The following is a 24,193-nucleotide window of genomic DNA, read 5'->3' as shown; positions in this document are numbered from 1 at the left end:
GAAATTTATATTAAATAAAAAAAGGGACTGTCTCAAAGTGGAATTAGATTCCATCTTTAGAGGCAATCCCTTTTTTTGCGTTTAAACGACTTTTTATAGATTTTGTTTAAAATATAAGTATGCAAAAAACAAACAAAACCTATGATATAAATTTAACCATAAATACAGAAAATATTCTAGAAAAAAATTGTATGGTGAGGACGCTAAATTACTTTATAGATAATTTAAAAATAAGAAAGGATTTAAGTAATCTCTACAAAAAAGGTAGAAATCCAGCGGTAGAACCAATTACTATGCTAAAATTAATAGTTTATGCTTACATAAAAGGGATATATTGATGATTATTTATATTGCTTATTAATTTTAGAAAAATATTTAAAAGAAATGATAAGTAATAAAGCTATTAAATTTGTTTATGGCAAGGGTAAAAGGAAATCACCCGTCCAACGAGAATATGAAATAATAACTGAATATATAGAAAAACTTGAAAGGTATTGCACTTATGAAAAAATCTTAGGAAAAATAAATGTTTTTTATTCTAAAATTTTTTCATATTTATCCAAATGGGTATTTCTAATACCTTTATTTGTCATGCATAAAAATCGATTAAAATAAAAGGAACTGCCTCACAATTCCAAATTGTGGTATTATGAGACAGCCCCTTTTTTGTTTAAATTTATTTTTGTAACATATTCAAAACTTCTGCATATCTTAATATTAAATTAAGATATGGGAGAGAGGTTTATGAGTAAGTATAAGAGTAAAGTTATTGTAGATAAATATTTTCTGAAGAAGCAATTAACTAGAGGAGAAGATAATATAAGTGCCATAAAAAGATTAGTTGATAATTCTATTCAAGCATATGAGAGTTTAGAGAGAAAAAACGATATATGTGAAGTTTTAGTTGATATATTTGATGATCTAATAGTTGTAAAAGATAATAGTGGAGGAATTAATGAAAATATTTCTGAAGTTGAGTTATTTAGAATAGGTGGAAAATCTAATGATAAGTTATCAGGTGTTGGACTTAAGAAAGCATTATTTAAATTAGGTAATACTATAAATATAGAATCAAATAAAAAAGACAATTCCAAAAGATTTATTCTCAATTTTAAGGATGAGATTAATCATGAGTTAGGATGGGAAAGTGAAAATATGAGTTATAATCCGAATTCAAAAATAGATACTAAGGTATGTATAAGTAATTTAGAAGATGATGTAAAAAAAGAAATTTTATCAAAGAAATTAGAGAGTGAGTTATTAATTAATTTTTCAAAAATATATAGAAAGAAAATAGATAAGAAATTAGTTAAGATAAAGATAAATGGGACAGAAGTAAAATCAAGTGATATAAATGGTAAAAAGCTAATTGAAAAGAATTTTGGGGAAAATTACTCTATAGCACTTTATAAGAAAAATGAAGGTGAAAAATCTGGAGTTGATTTTTTTATAAATGATTATTTAATAGATAATAGGGCGAAATGGGCTAATTTAACTGAAAGCAAACATAGTTATAAAAATTGTATTGTTGAGATAAATGCATTTGGTAATAAGGAAGATATATTACTTAAAAAGGACGAGATAAAAAATCAAATGATTAAATTTATAAAAGAAAATCAAAAGTATTTTATTGCTAAAGAAAGAATAATACAATTTGAAGAACCATCAGATGATGTAGAAGCGATGAAGGAATATTATGAGGTAAATACAGCTAAAGCCTTAGGTAAAAAGGCATTTAATAGATTATATCAAGAATTCAAAAATGATGAAAAGAAAAAATTTTATAAATATTAATTTAAAGATAACTATAATAGAGAATTGGTATAAATACCAATTCTTTTTTGTAATATCATTAATTAATTTAGTAAGATAAAATTTATGATTTCCTTAACTGGATTAATATTCTTATTTTGTATGATATAATTTTAATTGTAAAATTAATTTGTTTTTGGAGGAATTATGACATATCAAACAGAGCAAGAGCTTGAAGAATTACTTATTAAACAATTAATATCACAAGGGTATAATCAAGTTTTTATAAAGGATGAAGATGATTTAAAGAGTAATTTTAGAAAGGTTCTTTTTGAATATAATAAAGAGAGATTAAAGGGGATTCCTTTTACTGATAAAGAATTTAATAGGATATTGATACATTTAGAGGGGAAAAGCACTTTTACAAGTTCTAAATTATTTAGGGATAAGTTTATTTTAGAGAGAGAAGATGGGACAAGTGTATATATAGAGTTCTTTGATAGTAAGAACTGGCATAATAATATATTTCAAGTAACTAATCAAGTTACTATGGAGAGTAAGTATGTAAATAGATATGATGTAACTATTCTTATTAATGGGATTCCTATGGTTCAGATAGAACTTAAGAGAAGAGGTAAGGATTTTAAGGAAGCGTTCAATCAGATTGAAAGATATAGAAGACACTCATATAAAGGTCTTTATAGATATATTCAAATTTTTATTATAACTAATGGAGTTGATACTAAGTATTATGCAAATAGTGATAAAGATATTAAGTTTGATTTTACTTTCTTCTGGAGTGATGAGAAGAATAAGAGAATAACTAATTTAAGTCATTTTGCAGAATCATTTTTAGATAGATATATGCTTAATAAAATAATAGCTAAATATATGATTATTAAAGAGTCAGAAAAAACTTTAATGGTTATGAGACCTTATCAAATATATGCAGTAGAATCTTTAATGAAGCAAGCTATTGAAACTAATAATAATGGTTACATCTGGCATACAACAGGATCAGGTAAAACTCTTACATCATTTAAGGCAAGTCAGCTTTTATCTGATGAAGATGGAATTAAGAAAGTATTTTTCTTAATAGATAGAAAAGACCTTGATTCTCAAACAGTTGAAGAATTTAATAAGTTTGAGAAAGATTGTGTTGATACAACAGATAATGTTGGAACTCTTATAAAACAGATAGAGGATATAAATACTAGACTTATTGTTACAACTATTCAAAAGCTAGCAAGACTTTTAAAATCAGAAAAGTATGCAGGTAGAATGGAAAAGTATAGAGATGAAAAAATTGTGTTTATAATAGACGAGTGTCACAGATCACAATTTGGAGAAATGCATACAGCTATTAATAAACATTTTAAGTATGCACAATATTTTGGATTTACAGGAACACCAAGACTTATAGAAAATAAGAGTCAAGATGGTAGAACAACAGCAGATATATTTGATAAATGCTTACATCACTATTTAATTAAAGATGCTATTAATGATCATAATGTTTTAGGATTCTCTGTTGAATATATTAAGACTTTTGATGGAGAAGTTAATGAATATGATGATGAGAGAATAAGAGCTATAGATAAAGAAGAAGTATTTATGGCTGATGAAAGAATAGATATGGTTGCTAGACATATAATAGCTAATCATGATAATAAAACAGCTGGTAGAAAGTTCTGTTCATTATTTACAGTTCAAAGTATACCAATGTTAGTTAAATATTATGATGCTTTTAAAAATTTAAACCATGATTTAAAAATAGCAGCAGTGTATACATTCCAAGACAATGAAGATTTAAGTGGAAAAGAAGAACATTCAAGAGATAGCCTTGATAGAATTATAGATGATTATAATAAGATGTTCCCAGATGAAAATTTAAAATATTCAACTGATACATTCCAAGCTTATTTTAAGGATTTATCAAATAGACTTAAAAATGCAGAGCTTGATATAGTTATAGTAGTTAATATGTTTTTAACAGGATTTGATAGTAAGCCACTTAATACTTTATATGTGGATAAGAATTTAAAATATCATGGTCTTGTACAAGCTTTCTCAAGAACTAATAGAATATATGATTCAACTAAACAACATGGTAATGTAGTTTGTTACAGAAATCTAAAAAAAGATACAGATGATGCTATATGCTTATTCTCACAAACTGATAGTACAGATGTAGTTTTAATGAAAGATTATAGTCATTATATGAAATTATTTAAAGAAAAGCTTACTAATTTATATGCTATAGCTCCAACTATTGAGTCAGTAGATGAAATTCAAGATGAAAATGAGAAAAAATCTTTTGTTGAAGCTTTTAGAGATTTAACAAAGCAATTAGTAAAGCTTAAAACTTTCACAGAATTTGAGTTTGATGAAGAAAAGCTTGGAATATCAGCTCAAAAATATGAAGACTATAAAAGTAAATATCTTGGAATATATGATCAAGTTAGAAAATCAGAGAAAACATCTATATTAGTTGATATAGATTTTGGAATAGAGCTTATGCAAACAGATAAGATAAATGTATCTTATATTTTAAATCTTATAAGAAATATAAGCTTTGATTCTAAAGAAAAAGCAAAATCAGATGTAGAGAAAATCAAAAAATTATTAGATAAAGCTGATAATGATAATTTAAGACTTAAAGCAGATTTACTTAGAGAGTTCCTTGATAAAGTAGTACCTAAAGCTACTAAAGAAGATTCAATGGATGAATTATTTAATAATTTCTTAGAAGATAAAAGAACTAATGAAATAATAGAGTTTTCAAAAGAAGTTGAGCTTGAAGGTGAAAAAGTAAAAGGCTTTATAACTGAATATGAGTATTCAGGAAAGCTTGATGGCTCAGAAATAAAGGATTCAGTAAGTGGTGGACTTCTTAAGAAGAAAAAGCTTGCAGATAAAATAAAATCATTTATAGTAGATAACGTAAATAAATTTACATTTTAGGGGGATTTAATTAATGTCAAAGGGGATAAGTGTTATAGTTAAATATAAAGATAAAAATTTTGGAGTATATCCAACTATTTCAGCTGCGGCAAAAGCAGTTGAAGACTATTTTGAAAATGAGAAGAAAGTGAAAAGACCTAGTTTATATAATGTTTTTTGTGCAATGGTTAAAGGCAGTTGGATTCCAAATGAAAGATTACAATTATTTGAGTGGACAGTAGAGAAACAAAGCGAGTTATAATTTTAAAGATCATAGGAGGAAAAAAGTGAGTACAGCAGATATACAAAAAGAACAGCAAGCAAATTTACAAACAAATTTATGGAATATAGCAAATGATTTAAGAGGAAATATGGATGCTAGTGAATTTAAAAATTATATACTAGGTCTTATATTCTATAGATATTTATCAGAAAATGTTGAAAGTAGAGCAAAGAAGCTTTTACAAGAAGATAATATGAGTTATGAAGAAGCTTGGGAAGATGAAGAATATAGAGAAGCACTCCAAGAAGAACTTGTTTCAGATATAGGTTATTTTATAGAGCCTAAATATTTATTTGGAAAGCTTTTAGCTACTATTGAAACAAATGATTTTGATATAGAAATGTTAGAAGAGGCTATTAATAATATAACAGAATCTACTTTAGGACATGAGAGTGAAGAAGATTTTGACCATTTATTTGATGATATGGATTTAAAGTCAACTAAGCTTGGTAAAGATGTTAAAAGTAGAAGTAGCTTAATAGCAAAGGTTATGGGAAATATATCACAAATAGATTTTAAGTTTGATGATAGTGAAATAGATATACTTGGAGATGCTTATGAATATCTTATAGGACAATTTGCAGCAAATGCAGGTAAAAAAGCAGGTGAATTCTACACACCACAACAAGTTTCAAAGATACTTGCAAAGATAGTTACAATAGGAAAAACTGATTTAAAAAATGTTTATGATCCAACTTGTGGTTCAGGTTCACTTTTATTACGTGTTTCTAGAGAAGCAAATGTTAGAATGTTTTATGGACAAGAAAAAACTTCAACAACTTATAATCTAGCAAGAATGAATATGCTTCTTCATGGAGTAAGCTATAAAGATTTTAATATTAAAAATGATGATACATTAGAAAATCCACAACATATAGGAGAAAAATTTGAAGCAATAGTTGCTAATCCTCCATACTCAGCTAACTGGAGTGCAGATGCAAAATTTTTAGATGATGAAAGATTTTCAGCTTATGGAAAGCTTGCACCTAAATCAAAAGCAGACTTTGCATTTATTCAACATATGATATCACAACTTGATGATAATGGAACAATGGCAGTTGTACTTCCACATGGAGTTTTATTTAGAGGAGCAGCAGAAGGTGTTATAAGAAAATATCTTATAGAACAAAGAAATTGTCTTGATGCAGTAATAGGACTTCCAGCTAATATATTCTTTGGAACATCAATACCAACAGTAATACTTGTATTTAAAAAGAATAGGAAAAGTTTAGATAATATAATGTTTATTGATGCATCAAATGAATTTGAAAAAGGTAAAAATCAAAATGTACTAAGAGATTGTGATGTAGAAAAAATAGTAGAAGCATATAAAAATAGAGAAACAATAGATAAATATTCATATGTAGCTAAAATGGAAGAAATAAAAGAAAATGATTATAATCTAAATATTCCTAGATATGTTGATACATTTGAAGAAGAAGAAGAAATTGATATAAAAGCAGTACAAGAAAGTATAAAAGCTAGAGATGAAAAAATAGCTGAATTATATAAACAATTAAAACAAGATTTAAAAGAATTAGGGCTTTAGGAGGTACAGAAGATGAATAAGAATGTACCAAAGTTAAGATTTAAAGGTTTTGAAGATAAGTGGAAAGAGTATGAGTTAGGAAGTTTTTTAGAATTTTATACTACAAATTCTTTTTCAAGAGATTGTTTGAATAATGAGAATGGAGAAGTGCAAAATATTCATTATGGAGATATTCATATGAAGTTTCCAACAATATTAAATGTACAAAAATATCAAATACCATTTATAAATGATGATGTAGATACATCTAAAATAAAAAAAGAGAGTTATTGTAAAGATGGAGATATAATAGTTGCAGATGCCTCCGAAGATTATAATGACATAGGTAAAGCTGTTGAAATAAGCAATATAGGTAAAGATAGAGTTGTAGCTGGATTACATACAATACTTGCTAGAGATAATAAGCATTTAACAGCAAATGGATTTAAAGGATATGTACTGTTAAATGAATCTGTTAGAAAACAAATAAAGGTTTTAGCAGCTGGGGCCAAGGTATTAGGTATCTCTAAAACTAATTTAGCTAAAGTTAAAGTGAAATTACCATCATTACAAGAACAAGAAAAAATAGCAAACTTCTTAACTAAAGTAGATAGTTTAATAGAAGAGCAAGATCGAAAAGTAACTGATTTAGAACAATATAAAAAAGGTATAATGCAAAAAATATTTTCACAAGAAGTAAGATTTAAAGATGAGAGTGGTTGTGATTATCCAAGGTGGGAAGAAAAACAAATATCAGAAATAGCTAATTTAACTTCAAGTAGAAGAATATTTCTAAGTGATTATGTTGAAGTAGGGATCCCTTTTTATAGAGGTAAAGAAATTACAGAATTAAAGCAGAATAAGATTCCAAGAGATATTTTATATATTTCTAATAATAAATATCAATATATAAAGAGGGAATATGGGATTCCTAAGGTTGGAGATTTATTATTGACTGCAGTTGGAACTTTAGGTAATTCACTTATTATTAGAGATAAGAGACCTTTTTATTTTAAAGATGGTAATTTAATTTGGTTTAAGGAAATAAAATTAAATGTAGAATTTTTAGATTATTTAATTAACTCTTTTGAAGGAAAGAAAAAAATATTGGATTCATCAATAGGATCAACACAGAAGGCTTTAACTATAGTAAATTTAAATAAAATAAAATTTAAATTTCCTTGTATAAAGGAACAAACTAAAATAGCAAATTTTTTATCTAATATAGATAACATAATAGAAGAAGAAAAAAGTAAGTTAGAAGATTTAAAAAAATGGAAAAAGGGATTATTACAACAGATGTTTATATAAGTAGGATAAATATATTAAAAGATTGGATTGTAATATGAGTAGAGATAAACTTTTACTTTTTTGAATATTAGTATATGAGAATTTGAAAAAAGTAATTAATATAACTAGGTAGAAAATAAGATGAGTTTAACAAGCGTTATTTCAGGTAAGTCTCAAAGAGATCAAAAGATAAAAGATATTATAAAATATGTTTCTTTTGCTAAGAAGGATTTTTATACTGTTAGTGGTAAGAGTACTTTTTCTAGTAAGGAATATGAAGAATTAGTTCCTTATAATCTTGAGTTAAAATCTATGAGTAATATTATTGGTACAGCTTCAGATTATATTTTTAGAATTATTCTTGCAAATATTATAGGAAAAGAATATATTATGAATAATATTGTTGCACAAAGAGGATTAAATGGATTACAAAGGTATAATTTTGATACTGAGTTTTTAAATTTTTGTAGTGAGAAGTTTAATCAATCTATAAAGATATGTAATAATGCTATTGAAACTGGTGTTATAGATAAAAAAGTTGTGCAAGCTACTGTATTTTTTAGTTATTTAGATACAGTGGTGAGAGCAGGAATATATGATAAAGAAACTTTTGAAAGAAGCATTAAAAGTGAACCTCATAAAAGTATAGTTAATGATGTTTTACAACTTGCTAGAGTTTTCAAGGAAAGATTTATCAAAGAAAATAATGTTACAAGCACTAGCAAGATAGTTTTTAATCCTCACTTTGGAAAAGCAGCAGGAATAGTTGGTGGAGCTGATGCAGATGTAATTATAGATGGAGTTTTATATGATTTTAAATCAACTAAGAAAATAGGCTATGTTACTAATGATGTATGCCAACTTATAGGATATAGTATTTTAAATGAAATATATTGTTCAAATCAAGGAGAACAAGTTATAAATAAAGTAGCTTTTTATAAATCAAGATTTGGAGAAACAGAAATCTTAGATATCAACCAAGAAAGAAAAAATCAGATAAAAGAAGCGGCAATAGCTTTACAAAATATAGATTAATAATTACTCATTAAAATAAATTTTTTAATAGTTTACTTTATAAAAAAGAGAGTAGAAACACTCTCTTTTTTTATTTATTTTTTTATTGTTGAATAAATGATTGAATTAATAGCTCTCTATAAGCTGGTTCCTTAGTTGCATATTTATATATTGTTTTTAGATAGCTAGGGTCTTTATAGTGATTATAAGCCATTGCTAGATATAACATAAATAATTGATTATTAGGTTGTGCAACATCATTTCCTTTTATATTTTGGAAAGGCCAATTTTCTTCACCTAGTAGATATTTATTTAAATAATGTATGCCTCCTTTTATTGAACCATTATCAGGAGATGTGTAGTTCCAAATAGGAACATTAAGTTTTTCTCCCATAGTTGCTAATGTTATAAATGCTTGTAAATCATATTCAGTATAAGCAACAGATTTAGTTCTTATTAAAGCAGAAGGAATTTTTCCACTTTGATTTATTTGAGGGAAGATTGAGTAAGGACCAACAGCTTCTAAAGCTTTAAGAGCTTTATCATATTGACCAGCAAATTGATAGAATGTTGCTAATTCAGCTTGTAGCCAAGTTCCGTGATTATTAATTCTTAATCTATCTAAGCCTCCAGGTTTTTGTGCTAATAGCCAGTTAGCAAATGTTCCAAACCATTCTTTTAATGCAGTATTATCACTTGATGATAAACAATTTGAATTTTGGATTAAATATATATCATTTACAACTGAGATAAAAGGTGATGCAGATATCATTGAAGATCCACTAAAGTAGGTTTGTCCTTTAGCATTAACAAATATTTCTGCATATTTCATATTTGGATCCATTTTAGTTTCAGGATTTATAAACCAAGTCTTTATAAAGTTACTTGCTTGATTTGCATATGCTTTATTTCCTGTTATAGCATAAGCTAATGAAAGAGTATTTACATCACTAACCATTTTATTTAGTCTTGTAGAATCATATTTTTGAGAGTCTAATCTTTCTGGATTATCAACACCATCTTTTACGATATAACCACTTTTAGAATTAGGGTCATTCCATAGATAAGGTGTCATAGAAGCAAAATCATGTTTGTTTTCTCCATTTGAAACTAAGATAGTTTTATCAGTAACTGTTGGGTATTTTGTTATCTTTAATAATTTATTAGCTGATGAAATTAAACTATTAACCTGTTTTCTTATTTTAGGTGATTTACTATTATTTAAGTTTCTTAGGGTATTTATATTATATAATCCAGTATAATTAGTAGAACTATCTATATTAATATTATTTTTTTGTGATGGATTTGAATTAGTATTATTTGAGTTAGTACCATTTGAGTTTCCTGAGGAATTATTATTTATATTGGATTTATTACTAGTTGTATTATTAAGTTCAGCAATATAAGTTTCATATATAAATCCAACTGATCCATTATAACTCACTTTATACCATTGTCCTTGTTTACCTAAAATATCTATATTAGTTTTATTTCTTAAATTATTTAAAATGGCTGAATTCATGGTAGCATTTTGTCTTAAATGAACTACTGAACTTACATTTATAATCATCCCTTTTTTATTTATAGGGCTATATGAAGCATTTACTCCACTTACTATCTTCTGAAGATTAGATTTAGCTATATAACCTACTGCACCAGTTTCATGAACCTCTACTTTATAAAATCCATTAGTTGAGCTTTGAATAGTAAGCATTTCTCCTACTGATATGTAACTAGAAATATTTGAGCTTGTACTAGCGTTAGAGTATAGAACAAGAGGTGCATTATTTGTATTAACTACAATAGCTTGATTGCCAGGGTTTTGAATTACATTACTTAAAAGAATTTCATTAATAGTGTGTTTAGTATTGATATTTTTTGATTTAGCTAAAGTAATACTTCCTAAACCTATAGAGAGTATTGCTCCACAAGCCATAAGTTTTAATAAAGTTTTTCTTATCATGTATAAACCACCTTTAAAAATTAAAATTTTATTTTAATTATAATTAATTTCAAAAGTGTAATTATTTACATTTCAGAATCAATAATATGTCAACTAGTATTATGATTAATAATTTAAGTTAATTCTAATGTAAGATATTATTAAAGAGAAAAATAAAATATATGCTATAATTAATTAGATAATAAAAGGTAAGATATTATTAAAGTGTTAAAAGAAAGAAGATTAGAAATTTAGGAGCTGAGATGACAAATGATGAAAATTAATTATCATAAAATAATGTTAGAAGAAATAGATAAAATAGTTAAAGAAAATAGAAGACCAAGATTATTATTACATAGTTGTTGTGCACCTTGTAGTTCATATGTGCTTAAGTTTTTATCTCAGTATTTTGATATGGAAGTTTATTTCTTTAATCCTAATATATATCCAGAGAAAGAGTATATAAGAAGGTTAGAAGAACAAATTAGATTAATAAAGGAAATGGGACTTAATTATCAAGTTGTAGGGACTAAACATGAGAGTCCACTATTTTATAAGGCTGTTAAGGGTTATGAAAAATTAGGGGAAGGTAGTGAAAGATGTTACCGTTGTTTTGAACTTAGATTAGATAAGGCAGCTGAGTATGCTAAAGAAAATAATTTTGATTATTTTACAACTACATTAACTATAAGCCCTATGAAGAATTCACAAAAAATAAATGAAATTGGATTAGAATTACAGGAGAAATATAATATTAAATTCCTTGAATCTGATTTTAAGAAGAACAATGGATTCAAGCAGTCAGTAGATTTATCAAAAGAATATAATTTATATCGTCAATCATACTGTGGATGTGTTTTTTCTCAACAAGAACGTATTCTTGCAGATAAATTAAAAGAACAACAAAATCAAGAACAAAACCAAGAGCAAAATTAAAAGAGATAAAGAAATTTTTAAATATAAACTATTTATATTTAAGTAGTAATTTGAGTTAAAAAATTTTTAGATTTATAAATAGAATATTTGTTGTATTTTTAGCTTAGTATATAATTGTATGTAAGAAAGTATATAGGAGGAATTAAGGATGGATAATAATAAAAATAATTTATATGATATTTTCTTGAGTTATTCTTATAGTGATGTAATGAAGTTATTTAGAAATGCAAAGACAAAAGAAGAACAAGATTTTTATATTAATCTTTCTAATATAATTCTTCAAAGAGAACAAGCAAAGCTAATAGGAAAGTAATATGAAAACTTATACTATATTTGCTGGGGTTAATGGAGCAGGAAAGACTTCAATATATAAATCTATATACTATGATGAAAATAAAGATGAAAAAAGAATAAATACTGATGAAATGGTAGCTAGAGTAGGATCTTGGAAAGATAATAATCTACAAATGAAGTGTGCAAGAGAAGCTATAAAGCTTATAAAACAATATATTTCAGAGGATATATCTTTTAATCAAGAAACTACATTATCAGGAAAAAGTATAGTAAAAAATATAAAATCAGCTAAAGAGAGTGGATTTTATGTAGTTATGAACTATATAGGTGTAGAAAGTGCTGATATTGCAAAAGAAAGAGTTAAATTAAGAGTTCAAAATGGTGGACATGGAATACCAGATGAAGCTATAGAACGAAGATATGTAGAATCACTTGAAAATCTAAAGAATATTATTGAGTTTTGTGATGTTTTAAATATATATGATAATACTGATAGATTTAAAATTGTTGCAATTTTTGAAAAGGGAGAACTGATTTGGAAAGATAGAGTTTTACCAGAGTGGAGTGATTTTATATAGATAAAAAAATTATATAGATTAATGATTTAAAGAGTTAGTTTGAAAGCTAGCTCTTTTTATTATGTAAAGAAATATTATTTTTATGATTATTTTCGGGAGTAGGTGTTTAAGAGGTATTTTTATTTTAAACTACAAGTTTAATGATTTATATTTAAGATTTTTCTATAATAAATTTATCGACAAGAGATTACGTGAGAAAAGTGATAGACGATTGGAGGATAGAAACATGGAAAAGATGTTAGTAACAAAGGGATTAAATGAGTTGAAGTTATTGGATAGTCGTATCTATCGTAAAATTAATGAGGGAGAATTTGTTGCAGCTGCAAAGAAATCCGCACTTAATGTTAATGGTAAGATTTCAAAGGAAGCTTTTAAGGCAAATGCAAAGGCTGATTATCAATCTATAGCAGATTTAATAAAGAGAAGAAATAGTATTAAGTCAGCTATTGTTAAATCAAATGCTGTTACTACAGTTGAGGTTGTAGGAAAAACTATGACTGTAGCAGAAGCTATTGATAAGAAGAGTTCTATTGAATATGAGAAAGCTTTGTTAGAACAATTAAATGATCAATATGTTTTAGCTATTGAAAATGTAACTAAACAAAACACTAAAGTTGATGAAAGTATTGAACAACTTCTTAATACTGCTTATGGTAAGGAAGGTAAAGAGAAGATAACTCAAAGTAGTTATGATGCAATAGCAGATCCATATCGTGAAGCTAATGAATATGGCTTAGTAGATTCATTAGAAATTGAAAAGCTTATAAAAAATATGAAGGATAGAATTGAAAGTTTTGAGTCAGAAGTAGACACCGTATTACAAATTTCTAATAGTGTTACTATGATTGAAATAGATTTTTAATATAAATTATTGCAGTTATATGTAAATCCTAAATTAAGTCCCCTTTATTAAGGGTTATTTATAAACAGTATAGTTTAATGTAATTTTTATATATGATAGGAACTAAATGTTTAATGTTTAATCTTTAATGTTAAATGTTTAATGGTTAATTTTCTTTATATAAATGTTTAGGAATTAATTTTAAATTATCGATTAAATCCATGAATTAGGTTTTGTTAGGTTGACTTAGTACTGCTGGATTTTACCCATGGCTGTATAGCTGCAATATTTTTTTACTTGTAAGGATTTTATAGATAAAGTATAATAAGGTATTAGTTTTTTTAGGAGGTATAGATATGATAGAATTTCCAACCATTGATATAAAATCTACAGGAGCTAATATTTTAAGACTAAGAAAATTGAGTAAATTATCAGTAAAAGACTTACAAATGTATTTTGGATTTGAGGGTCCACAAGCAATTTATAAATGGCAGTGGGGACAATGTCTACCTTCAGTAGATAATCTGTTTGCATTAAGTAAGTTATTTAATGTAACAATAGAGGAAATCTTAGTTGAAGCAGAATCAACTAAGATTTTTTTATTATATATATTTAATAAATTAAAGAATATTTAATTATCATTAAAAGAGGATAGAATTATAGTAATAAATTACTATATATTTGATTTAGATTTGAAATGTGAGTACCCTAGAGAAATATTTGAAAATCTAATATCTATAATTAGAGAATGGCTAGATAAAAGTGATTATCTAGAAGGAGTTTATTTAGATGGCTTTGATGAAAATTGGTGGCTTTTCTTAAGAAGAAAAGTATAGTTTATGAAAAAGACTAAGGTTTTAAAAATAGAATTTCAGTCTTTTTATATTTTAGGAATAATTATAGTATTGTTTAAGTTTATAAATTATAAATAAGCACTTTAAAAATCCTAGCTAAAGACTAAATTTCTTGTATTAGTATTAATTTATACAGAATATATTGTAAAGAAATAATTAGTGTATGGAGTATAAGATGTGAAGAGGTTTTTAGTTATGGGATTAATATTATTGGTTCCTGTTATAGCAGTTGGATGTGGAAGTAATATAGAAGATACTAATAGTACAGCAGCTAAAGCTGTTGAGCAAGGTGAACTTGCATTAGCTAATATGGATTATGATAAAGCATTAGGATCATTTAATTTAGCTATACAAAAAGGAGATACAGATGAAAAGACAAAGGCTATAAAGCTTATTATAGAGCAATATATAGAATCAGAGAATTTGTACAAGCAAGGTAAAATAAAAGAGTGTTCAGAAGTTCTTAGTTCAATAGATTTATCTTATAAAAATTATGCTATAAAAACTAGTATTGATGATTTAAAAAATAAGATAAAAGATAGTAGTCAAACAAATACTACACAAGCAAATTCTAATAATAGCTCTAATGTACCTAAGGAAGAAAAGAAAGCAGTAGCTAGCAATAATATTAATAATAATGTGAGTAAGCCTAATAGTAATAAAGATATTTTAAGAGAAAAAGGTTATGAATACTTACAGTGGCTAGCAGGAATAGATGTTGAAGCAGATGAAATAATGGCTGATTCAACAGAATTTACAACAGCAGGAATAGTTGAAGAACAAGGACGAATATTAAAACTTTGGGATGATAAGCTTAATGAGATATATTCATGTTTAAGAACTTATATGCCAAGCTCTGAATTTAATAAACTAAAACAAGAACAAATAAATTGGATAAAATATAGAGATAAAACAGCTGAGGTAGCAGCTGAAAAATATGAAGGCGGAACAATGGGGCAAATTGAAAGAGTAGTTTCTCTTATTTATACTACTAGAGAACGTTGTTATGAGCTTGTTAATAATTATATGAAATGATTATTTATAAAAAACTTTTAATAAAGATGGAGTAAAATTAAGTTAGATACTTTTATACTAATTTTAAAATATATGAATAGAATAATATTTTTTATTAAGATAAATAAAGTGTTAAATTGTATCTTATATGAATACAAAGATTTTTTGAATAGTATAATATAATAAAAAATTTTTGGGGGCATATCATGTTAAATGATAAGAAATACGTTACTTTATCATTAGAACTACATTTATTTTTCGGGAGAATTATGAAGGAGCATGCTATCTTTTTAGAAGCAGGTTTTACACCAAAGAATGCTAAGCTTGCAAAAGAGGCAGACAGTTTTAAGAATCATTTTGAGAAGTTTTTATTAGAAGTAGTTAAATTAGCTGATGGAAGAATAAGAAGTTCAGTTGTAGATTCAGGAGAATTTTTTACTGAGTATACTGCAGATACTGAAAAGAAGACAGAATTCTATACTGGAATAAATATAAATTCTAAGATAACTTGTATGGAAGAGAATTTTAGTAATATTTCAAAAAGAATTGATGGTAAGACAGTAAAGAGTGTAAGACAAATTAATGAAAAGGCTAAGAAATTACTTAAGGAACTTATAGAGTTTAAAGAAAAAATTGTGAGTGATGTTTCGTGTTGTAAAATAATCACATTAAATTATCCATTATTTAATGAGCATCTAGTACATGAGGCTAAATTATATCTTTCATATGTAGAACTTCTTGAAGAAAATGAAGATATTGAGTTTAATTGTAACTATAAAAAGATTATGAAGAAAGAATTATTCTGGGATGATATTATGAAAGAACATGCTTTATTTATTAGAGGTTTACTTGATCCAAGTGAAGATAAGCTAATATGTACTGCAAATCAATTTGTACAGGAGTATAGTGAATTAATCAAGAAGGCTGCTAGTATGAATGAGAGAACAATGATAGGAATTACAGATGTTACACTAATGGAAACAATTAAATTTAGAGATTTTAAGACATCAGGTGTGGAAGGAATTCTTGGGTGTGAGATAAAATCTATATTGCTACCATTAATTGCTGATCATGTATTAAGAGAAGCTAATCATTATATTAGATTACTTAATAGTTATAGTAGAGAAGAGGTTGAATAATAATTAAATTAGAAACAAATATAATAAGCTTATTTTTACTCATATAATATTTATATGGGGGAGATATAATGGAAAATGGTTTTGATTTTATATTTAATTTAATCTTTATAATTATTATCATTTGTTTTATTACTATTTTAGGAAGATCTATTAAAAACTTTATTGAATACTTATCAAATAAAACTAAAGATAAAGTTTCTGTAAAAGCTACTGTTATTAGTAAAAGAATGAATGTCTCATATGCTTATAATGAGATGAATATGTCAAATAATTATACAACTTACTATATAGGATTTGAATTTATAAATGGAGAAAGAGAAGAGTTTGCTGTTAAAGGGAGGATTTATAATTTACTTATAGAAGGAGATAAAGGAAATCTAACAATACAGGGAACTAGATTTATAGATTTTAAGAGGGATTAAGATTTAAAAATAGCTTAGATATTATTATCATGTAATATCTAAGCTATTTCAACTTTACTATTAAATTAGTTTAAGGACTTACCATCTTTATTAAAGTTCTTTCTTAGTTCTTTTTCTACTGATAAGAAAAAGAAAAAAAGTATTACAAAGAAGTAGTTAGAAAAAGTATATATTATTTTATATTCCAATGACGGTATTATAATAAGTAATAATTGAAATGTGGCTATTAAAAAACTTGAAATAAGAGCATATCTCATTAGAATTTTAGGAGCAATTTCTTGAGCATAATCATATACTTCTTGAGATTTTTTAGCATATGGTGATGAATAGCCATTTGATGAGTTTATATTAGTAGATTTTATATATCTAGATACAATAGAAATTATAATCATAATAATTGGTAGTAAATAAATCTGTATAAAATCAAAAAATAGATTTAGAAATTTCATAATACCTCCTGTTAAATTATGGTTAATATTATTATATATAAAATGGATATCTAATGTATAGGACTTATTTAATGATATTAATAAAAATAATTATAAAATGCATTTAGAATTTTGTGATAGGATATATTTAAAAATAAATTAAATCTAAGATAGAAATAAAAAAGTCAGGTATTTATTCTGACTTTCTTTATATACTAATATTATTTTTCTCTCCACTCGAACTCTAATTTTGTTAGAAGTCTTTCACTATTTTCTATAGTATGAGCTGTAATGAGTTTATTATCTTTATTTTCTATAACTTGTGAAGAAACATGGACAGTATCACCATAAGTAGTTTCTTTCTTGAATAATACTTTTAATCTAGCAAGTTCGTACTTATCAAGTATTTCAAATGGTAAGGTATCCATAGCCATTTCCATATACTTAAGGTTATTAACATGTTTATTTGAATCTATATCAGAAAATCTAGTTAGATAATCTCTAGCATAATCTTTATTTTCAACTTCTATTAAGTCATCTAGAACAACGTCTTCTTTTATATCACCTTTAAGTCCATATAATTCATATTGATCAGGAGCAATTCTCATAGGACGTCTTTTTTCTATATCAATTAATAAAGCTACTGAAACTACTTCTGCGAGTATCTTACCTTCTGAATTTCTGATAGTATAGGCTCTAAGACCATAGAATTTCTTTACACCTAATACTTCAGTCTCTATATTTATAATGTCTTTAAACTTAGGATATTCATAAATTTTTATATCGTATTTTAGAAGTACCCAAGCACAATTATGTACTAATCCATTACTTGTTTCACCTAAGGACTCACTTTGAGAAATAACAATATCCCATAAGTAATTTACTATGGATGAAAACTTACATTGTAGGTTAGTATCAACATCATAAATATTTATTTGATAGTCTTTGTTAAATCTAGTATCCAATTTCTTCACATCCAATCGTTCAGGTTATTATTAAACTAAATTTAACATATTGTTCACTTTCATACAACTAGAATTTATATAATTTTGAAAATTTAGTTTATATTATTTCTAATACCTATAGTATTGTCAAAAATATATATAATTAAAATTGGAATTCACTATATTAAGTAAAAATATTAGTATTTTATAGGCTTTAGAATATACATCCACCACCATCTCCACCATTATTGGAGTTATTAAATCCATCAAAGCTACTAAAATCATTACCAATATCACCAATAAATGAATCTACACCATCAACAATATTTGTAAATAAGCTATCTATATCATTTATTATATTGTTAGGTACATTATGAGAATCAGTTGGAGTATTTATATTATTAATATCGGGAATTATAAAACTATTTATTCTAATAGATAGTTTTAAATTTGTATATTTGTTCTTTATGATTAGTCTAATTTTCTTATTAATTTGTATTAAGTTGCTTATAAATTTTAAGTTTGAGTTATTAGTATTTTTATTCATTTTAAATCCTCCTTTGTTAATTAAGAGTAATTTATATTGGGATATTCTAATATTTATCTTTAATTTAAAATTAGCATCTTAGTAAATGAAAAAAGTAACAAATATATTATAAGGAATAAATGTTTATTTTAGGAATGATAATAATTTATAGAATTAAAGATATATTTAGCAAGGTGTTTTAAAAGTTATTAACATAAATATAGTTAAAAAATAAAAATACTAGCTTATATATTAAATTTATTTATTTGATAGTTAATTAAAGCAGAAATAAAAATATCTTTTTAAGTTTTTAATGAAGAACTTGGTGAATTTAAAATGAAATTTTTGGAAGATATGTTGGTTGTATGTGAAGAATTTGAGCTTGTATATAAGGAGTAAAACATTTTCATATTATTAAATTAAATCTTAGTGATATAAATTATTAACTATTAATTTTAATTTTACAAAGTTTAAATATTATTATAGTGTCTTTCTACAAAATTCTACACATAATGATCTTTAAATATATTAGAATAGATTGGATATTTTAATGTGTTTAGGGGGAAAAGATGTTTAATTTTAAGGGTAAGTTTTTTAAGAGTAAGAAGCGAGTAATAACAAGTGTTATTGCACTTACTATGGGAGTTGCACTTGGTTATCCAAGTGGAGTAGATGCAAAGGAGCATAATACTTATATCAGAAAAAATAATGAGATAGAAGTTAAATTAGAGAGTGTAAATAAATCATTATCAGAAAAGAATGAGAGTATTAAGCTTTTAGGTGAAGAAAAAACAAAGTTATTAGCTAAAAAGGAAGAAAAGAGACTTGCAAAAGAAGAAGCAGAAAGATTAGAGCGTGAAAGAGTAGCAAAAGAAGAGGAAGAAAGATTAGAAAGGGAAAGAAAAGTTAGGGAAGAGCAAGAAAGAATTGAAAGCGAAAGACAAGAGTCACAGAGCTTTGCAAGTTCTGATGAAAGTAGTAATTCAGGAAGTACTTCTTCAAATAGTAGTAATAGTAATTCAGGTGGTAGTTCTTCAAATAGTAGTAACAATCAAGCAGCAGAGCCTATAGGACAAATGGTTTGGAAAACTAGAACAGGAAAGAGATATCACAGAATAAGTAAATGTGGTAATACTAAATCAGCAACTCAGGTAACTTTGAGTAGTGCTAAAGCAGCAGGGCTTACTGCATGTGGAAATTGTTATTAGGATTTAAGGGGTAATAAAAGTGAAATTATTAAATAAAATTAAAAAGACTATTTTGAACATTGCATTATTTGTAGCTCTTTTATTTGTTGGAGCAATTACAGTAAATATTTTTGTGACTAATGATAAAATAAGCATATCAGAGCATGAAAAAGTTAAGAGTAAATATGAAGAGAACACTCAAAAGCTTAAAACTAAGGAAGAAGAACTTAAAAAATTAGATCCAAAAAAAGCAGAACTTCAAGAAGAAATAGATAAACTTATTTCTGAAGTAGAAGCAGCAGAAAATTAAAAAATATATAAAAATTAATGTAGTAGTTAGGGTATTCTAGCTACTTTTTTTTACTTTAATTTAGTAAATATATGGATTGAAGTTGTTAAATAGGTTACAAGGAGTAAACAAATAAGACTTTTGTATGATGTTATACCCATTTAACTTTATCCATTTTGAAACCATAATAATAAAGAATCCCCTTATAATGGATAGAGGATTTAATATGTTGTTGTAAGGAGAATATAAATGAAAAAAGGATTTTTAACTATTATAGTTGTTGCTATCATAGGTATATTATTGGGTATGGGAATTGAAGCAGCAAGTAAAAGTGGTAATAGTATTAATAACTTACTTACAGCTCCTACAAGTAAAAATCATTCTAATAATAATTCAATGAATAATAGTATGTATGGAAGTTCAAATGGTTTAGAAAATGAATCAAATAGAGTTGTAAGTATTAACTCAAATGAAGATAGTTCACATATTAATACAAATAATAATGATTCAAATTCAAATACTAATAATACAAATAATAATAATTCAAATTCAGATAGTAGTTTTAATGTTACATTACAAAATCAAGCAGTTTTAAGTACTTTGGCACCACAATATTTAAATGACTTTCAAAATATAATTATTGAAGCTAACAATATAAGTAGAAATTCATCTAGTGATGCACAAATGTGTAAAAATGGTCAACAAATATATAATTTATGGAACAATGAATTAAATAAGTTATATGATAATATAGAAGAAAATCTTACAACAAGCGAGTTTAATTTTCTTAAATATCAAGAATTACAATGGATCAGCTATAGAAAAAATTCAGTGGCTACAATTGCTAATCAGAATTTAGGATCAATGAAGGCCTTAGATGAAGGAAGTGCTGAAATTGAAATGACTAAGGAAAGATGTTATTATTTATTCTTCTATTATTTATATGACAATAATACTAGCTTGGATTTAAGTAAATTACTTGATGTAAAACCAACTGCTAATTTAAAGAATTTTGAAGAAGTAGGGGCAATGGCTAGACAAGAATTTTTAAATATGGGAACAAACGAACAAAGTATTGTAGATACATATGCAAATGTAAATGATATTTGGACTAAAGAAATAAATAATGTATATAGACAAGTTTTAGGCCAATTTGTTAATGATAATACTAATACAGAGTTTGTAAAGAGAGAAATAAGCTGGATTAATTATAAATCAAATGAAATTAATTTAGCAGAAGGTTATTATAATACAAATGCTATGAAGAGTATTGCAAAATATAAGGTTTCTATAGCTCTTACACAAGCTAGAACAATTATTTTATTATTATAGTAATAATTTTCAATATTAAATTAGCTTTATCTTAATTTAAATATATTATAAATAATTAGATAATAAAAAATAATTAGTAATAGAAAAGCACTTTGAAAATTCAAAGTGCTTTTTTATTTATTTTCTATATTAGGTCATCATTAGTTTATCTTTAAATTATATCCATTTTGAAACCATAATAATAGAAATTAAGAGTATACTTGGTAAGTATTTTATATTTTTAAATTATTAAGGAGAAAATAAATGAAAAAAGGATTTTTAATAACTGTTATAGCTGTAGCTGTTATAGGAATAGCAGTAGGTATTGGAGTTGGAGTGGCTAAAGAAGGTAGTCATAGTGTAAATAATGTAGTTAAGTCCTCAGTTAATAATGGGACAAGCAATAATTTTAATAATAATGGAGGTTCTACAAGTTCAGGAAGTGAATCAAGTAGTAATGGAAGTACTAGCTCAAATAGTGGAAGCTCAAGTAGTAGTTCTTCATCAAATTCTACAAGTAGTTCTTCAGAAACTAAACTTAATGTTGGCCTAAAGAATCAAGCGGCTTTAAGTGCTTTAGCACCACAATATTTACAAGAGTTTGAGAATTTAATTGCTCAGGCTAATAATATAACTAATAATAATCAACAAAGTCAAAATCAAATGGATGATGCATCATTTAAAACAGCTAGCTTATGGAATGATGAATTAAATAAATTATATGGAGATATAGAAAAAAATCTTACACCTAAAGAAGCTGAATTTCTTAAAAATCAAGAAAATGAATGGGTTAACTATAAGAATAATGCAATAAAGAAGATAGGGGATCAACCTTGGTGTTCAATGATTCCATTACTTCAAGGAAGTAGAGCAACACAAATGAATCAAGAAAGATGTTATTATTTATTCTTCTACTATTTAGATAATAATAATACTAATTTAGATTTAAGTGGATTAGTAAGTGGTAATGCTGGGGATGCTTTAAGTCAATTTAATTCAATAGAAAATTATGCTAATAATGCAATTTCAAATAGTAAAACAACTGCTGATCTTGTAAATGCATATAATAATATTAATAATAAATGGGTTAATGAAATAGATAATGTATATCAAAAAGATATGAATAAGTGTGGAAATAGTTCATATGAGATTAATTCTTTAAGAACACCAGAACAAGAATGGGTTAATTTTAAATCTAATGAATTAAATATGGCTCAAAATTATTATAGTTCAAGTGATATGGGAAGTATAGCAAGTAATAAGGTTTCAATAGCACTTACAAAAGCTAAGATATTTACTTTACTTAACTTTTAATTAAGATTTTAGGAAAGTTAATTTATAAAAAAGGTACTTTAGAAACCTAAAGTACTTTTTTATGTATTATTAAATTTTATAAATAAAAACATTTTACATACATATATTACCTTTTTATTTCAAATTTATACTTTTTTGAAATCTTTTCTATACTAATTTATTTTATAATTAAATAGCGTTATAATAATTTATCTTAAGGAGAGCTTAAATGAAAAAAGGATTTTTAGTTGTTATTATAGCTGCGTGTATTATTGGTATTTCAATATTTGGATACTACAGATATAGGCATGATAAATATAATAACTTAAACGCTAGGATTCAGACTTTAAATATTAATTCACCAGAAGCTAATAATGATACTAATTTTAATGGATCAGGTAATACTGATGAATTAAATAATAAAAATAGTAAGAAAAATATATCTATAACTCAAGGTGATATAGATAAGGTGAATGAGAAATTAAAGGTATTCAGTTTAAAGGAGCAGGATAAATTAAGTGAGTTAGCAAAAAAATATTTAAATAGTTTTGCTATTTTAAATACAGAGCAATTTAATATTATGAATTCCAATAAGGATAATAATTATGATATAGAAGAAGGCTTAGATAAGTCATATAATTTATGGAATAATGAATTAAAGGAGCTAAGTAGTGATATACAAAAAAATCTTACTCCAACAGAACTTGATTTCTTTAATATGCAACAAAATGAGTGGTTGAATTACTTAAATCAAGATTTAATACAAATAGGAAATGAGTATAAGGGAGAGGCAAAAACTCTTATAATCCAAGAAAATATAAAACTAACTATAACTAAAGGAAGATGTTATTATTTATTCTTTTATTATTTAATTAATAATAATCCTAATTTTGATTTAAGTAATTTAATTGAATCAAATCATATAAATAAATATGAAGAAGAAAGTTTAAATGAGTTTAATGCTACACAAAAGTATATTATTAAAATGTTTTTAGATTCTAAAGATAGTGAGGAAACTATTGTAGAAGGATATAGAAATGCTAATATTATATGGAATGATGAGCTTAATAGTTTATATAAAAATATTATTAGTAATAGTAGAAATAATAAATTGTATAATAATATTTTAGATATTCCACAGATGGAGTGGGATACTTTTAGAAATACTCAGATGAATTTAGCATCTAAATTTTTTAAAGATATAAATATGAAAAATGTTGTAGAAAATAGGGTTTCAATAGCTCTTATAAAAGCAAGATTCTTCTATTTATTAAATAACTCAAATATAAGTTAGAAAAGTCTATCTAATTGGATAGACTTTTTTTATAATTATCTTATATATATTTATAAAAATTATAATTACTTGATTAATGGGGGGAGTTACT

The 24,193-nt window shown here is 25.5% G+C and carries 25 protein-coding genes; 21 read left to right on the top strand and 4 right to left on the bottom strand.

The window, feature by feature from the left end; translation table 11 throughout:
- Window positions 1-119 precede the first annotated feature (119 nt).
- The 7 genes from BN8917_RS14570 (at window position 120) to BN8917_RS13655 (ending at window position 8,831) form a co-directional block, all read left to right on the top strand.
- Window positions 120-338 (top strand): transposase, encoded by a 219-nt coding sequence (locus BN8917_RS14570; protein WP_207644775.1) that lies wholly within the window; start codon window positions 120-122, stop codon window positions 336-338.
- A 406-nt stretch (window positions 339-744) separates the two neighbouring features.
- The gene (locus tag BN8917_RS13680) at window positions 745-1,794 is read left to right on the top strand and encodes an ATP-binding protein (protein ID WP_066875283.1); all 1,050 of its coding nucleotides are present in this window, start codon (window positions 745-747) and stop codon (window positions 1,792-1,794) included.
- Between the two features lie 165 nt (window positions 1,795-1,959).
- Entirely contained in the window at window positions 1,960-4,716 is a 2,757-nt protein-coding gene (locus tag BN8917_RS13675) for a type I restriction endonuclease subunit R (RefSeq protein WP_066875281.1), read from the top strand.
- 13 nt (window positions 4,717-4,729) lie between these two features.
- Window positions 4,730-4,957: a hypothetical protein gene (locus BN8917_RS13670; RefSeq protein ID WP_066875279.1), complete on the top strand. Its 228-nt coding sequence runs from the start codon at window positions 4,730-4,732 to the stop codon at window positions 4,955-4,957.
- 25 nt (window positions 4,958-4,982) lie between these two features.
- The gene (locus BN8917_RS13665; RefSeq protein WP_066875277.1) at window positions 4,983-6,527 is read left to right on the top strand and encodes a type I restriction-modification system subunit M; all 1,545 of its coding nucleotides are present in this window, start codon (window positions 4,983-4,985) and stop codon (window positions 6,525-6,527) included.
- Between the two features lie 12 nt (window positions 6,528-6,539).
- Window positions 6,540-7,817, top strand: a complete 1,278-nt coding sequence (locus tag BN8917_RS13660; RefSeq protein WP_066875275.1) for a restriction endonuclease subunit S — start codon at window positions 6,540-6,542, stop codon at window positions 7,815-7,817.
- A gap of 120 nt (window positions 7,818-7,937) precedes the next feature.
- The gene (locus BN8917_RS13655; protein WP_066875273.1) at window positions 7,938-8,831 is read left to right on the top strand and encodes a hypothetical protein; all 894 of its coding nucleotides are present in this window, start codon (window positions 7,938-7,940) and stop codon (window positions 8,829-8,831) included.
- Window positions 8,832-8,913: 82 nt separating this feature from the next.
- Here BN8917_RS13655 and BN8917_RS13650 read toward each other — a convergent pair whose 3' ends face one another.
- Complete coding sequence (locus BN8917_RS13650) at window positions 8,914-10,773, bottom strand: alginate lyase family protein (RefSeq protein ID WP_066875271.1); 1,860 nt, start codon at window positions 10,771-10,773, stop codon at window positions 8,914-8,916.
- 249 nt (window positions 10,774-11,022) lie between these two features.
- Here BN8917_RS13650 and BN8917_RS13645 point away from each other — a divergent pair, with 249 nt between their 5' ends.
- The 9 genes from BN8917_RS13645 to BN8917_RS13615 all read left to right on the top strand — a co-directional run bounded on the left by BN8917_RS13645 (window position 11,023) and on the right by BN8917_RS13615 (window position 16,830).
- Window positions 11,023-11,688, top strand: a complete 666-nt coding sequence (locus BN8917_RS13645; RefSeq protein ID WP_066875269.1) for an epoxyqueuosine reductase QueH — start codon at window positions 11,023-11,025, stop codon at window positions 11,686-11,688.
- A gap of 148 nt (window positions 11,689-11,836) precedes the next feature.
- Complete coding sequence (locus BN8917_RS14535) at window positions 11,837-12,001, top strand: hypothetical protein (protein ID WP_096030725.1); 165 nt, start codon at window positions 11,837-11,839, stop codon at window positions 11,999-12,001.
- A gap of 1 nt (window position 12,002) precedes the next feature.
- Window positions 12,003-12,560, top strand: a complete 558-nt coding sequence (locus BN8917_RS13640) for an ATPase (protein ID WP_066875267.1) — start codon at window positions 12,003-12,005, stop codon at window positions 12,558-12,560.
- A 226-nt stretch (window positions 12,561-12,786) separates the two neighbouring features.
- Window positions 12,787-13,422, top strand: coding sequence for a hypothetical protein (locus BN8917_RS13635; RefSeq protein WP_066875265.1), 636 nt, complete (start codon window positions 12,787-12,789; stop codon window positions 13,420-13,422).
- A 335-nt stretch (window positions 13,423-13,757) separates the two neighbouring features.
- The gene (locus BN8917_RS13630) at window positions 13,758-14,036 is read left to right on the top strand and encodes a helix-turn-helix domain-containing protein (protein WP_066875263.1); all 279 of its coding nucleotides are present in this window, start codon (window positions 13,758-13,760) and stop codon (window positions 14,034-14,036) included.
- A gap of 57 nt (window positions 14,037-14,093) precedes the next feature.
- Complete coding sequence (locus BN8917_RS14465; protein WP_159426757.1) at window positions 14,094-14,237, top strand: hypothetical protein; 144 nt, start codon at window positions 14,094-14,096, stop codon at window positions 14,235-14,237.
- 195 nt (window positions 14,238-14,432) lie between these two features.
- On the top strand, window positions 14,433-15,290 hold the full coding sequence (locus BN8917_RS13625) for a lysozyme inhibitor LprI family protein (RefSeq protein WP_141668673.1): 858 nt from the start codon (window positions 14,433-14,435) through the stop codon (window positions 15,288-15,290).
- Between the two features lie 185 nt (window positions 15,291-15,475).
- Window positions 15,476-16,408 (top strand): DUF2935 domain-containing protein, encoded by a 933-nt coding sequence (locus BN8917_RS13620; RefSeq protein ID WP_066875259.1) that lies wholly within the window; start codon window positions 15,476-15,478, stop codon window positions 16,406-16,408.
- A gap of 68 nt (window positions 16,409-16,476) precedes the next feature.
- Window positions 16,477-16,830, top strand: coding sequence for a DUF2500 domain-containing protein (locus BN8917_RS13615; protein ID WP_066875256.1), 354 nt, complete (start codon window positions 16,477-16,479; stop codon window positions 16,828-16,830).
- A 65-nt stretch (window positions 16,831-16,895) separates the two neighbouring features.
- On the opposite strand, the gene BN8917_RS13610 is transcribed toward BN8917_RS13615, so the two are convergent.
- The 3 genes from BN8917_RS13610 to BN8917_RS13600 all read right to left on the bottom strand — a co-directional run bounded on the left by BN8917_RS13610 (window position 16,896) and on the right by BN8917_RS13600 (window position 18,749).
- Window positions 16,896-17,279, bottom strand: a complete 384-nt coding sequence (locus BN8917_RS13610) for an SdpI family protein (RefSeq protein WP_066875254.1) — start codon at window positions 17,277-17,279, stop codon at window positions 16,896-16,898.
- Between the two features lie 200 nt (window positions 17,280-17,479).
- Window positions 17,480-18,223, bottom strand: coding sequence for an acyl-[acyl-carrier-protein] thioesterase (locus BN8917_RS13605; RefSeq protein ID WP_066875253.1), 744 nt, complete (start codon window positions 18,221-18,223; stop codon window positions 17,480-17,482).
- A 193-nt stretch (window positions 18,224-18,416) separates the two neighbouring features.
- Complete coding sequence (locus tag BN8917_RS13600; RefSeq protein WP_066875251.1) at window positions 18,417-18,749, bottom strand: hypothetical protein; 333 nt, start codon at window positions 18,747-18,749, stop codon at window positions 18,417-18,419.
- Between the two features lie 548 nt (window positions 18,750-19,297).
- Between BN8917_RS13600 and BN8917_RS13595 the strand changes: the two genes are divergently transcribed.
- The 5 genes from BN8917_RS13595 (at window position 19,298) to BN8917_RS13575 (ending at window position 24,102) form a co-directional block, all read left to right on the top strand.
- On the top strand, window positions 19,298-19,936 hold the full coding sequence (locus tag BN8917_RS13595; RefSeq protein WP_066875249.1) for a hypothetical protein: 639 nt from the start codon (window positions 19,298-19,300) through the stop codon (window positions 19,934-19,936).
- Window positions 19,937-19,955: 19 nt separating this feature from the next.
- The gene (locus tag BN8917_RS13590; RefSeq protein WP_066875247.1) at window positions 19,956-20,225 is read left to right on the top strand and encodes a hypothetical protein; all 270 of its coding nucleotides are present in this window, start codon (window positions 19,956-19,958) and stop codon (window positions 20,223-20,225) included.
- Window positions 20,226-20,453: 228 nt separating this feature from the next.
- Complete coding sequence (locus tag BN8917_RS13585) at window positions 20,454-21,536, top strand: lysozyme inhibitor LprI family protein (protein WP_066875245.1); 1,083 nt, start codon at window positions 20,454-20,456, stop codon at window positions 21,534-21,536.
- A 243-nt stretch (window positions 21,537-21,779) separates the two neighbouring features.
- The gene (locus BN8917_RS13580; protein ID WP_066875243.1) at window positions 21,780-22,829 is read left to right on the top strand and encodes a lysozyme inhibitor LprI family protein; all 1,050 of its coding nucleotides are present in this window, start codon (window positions 21,780-21,782) and stop codon (window positions 22,827-22,829) included.
- A 208-nt stretch (window positions 22,830-23,037) separates the two neighbouring features.
- Window positions 23,038-24,102, top strand: a complete 1,065-nt coding sequence (locus BN8917_RS13575; protein ID WP_066875241.1) for a hypothetical protein — start codon at window positions 23,038-23,040, stop codon at window positions 24,100-24,102.
- Window positions 24,103-24,193: the final 91 nt, after the last annotated feature.

It is taken from the genome of Clostridium mediterraneense, from assembly GCF_900091705.1.
Taxonomy (GTDB): Bacteria; Bacillota; Clostridia; order Clostridiales; family Clostridiaceae; genus Sarcina; species Sarcina mediterraneense.
The sequence above is the reverse complement of the archived record's forward strand: the minus strand, read 5'-3'. Positions and strand labels throughout refer to the sequence as shown.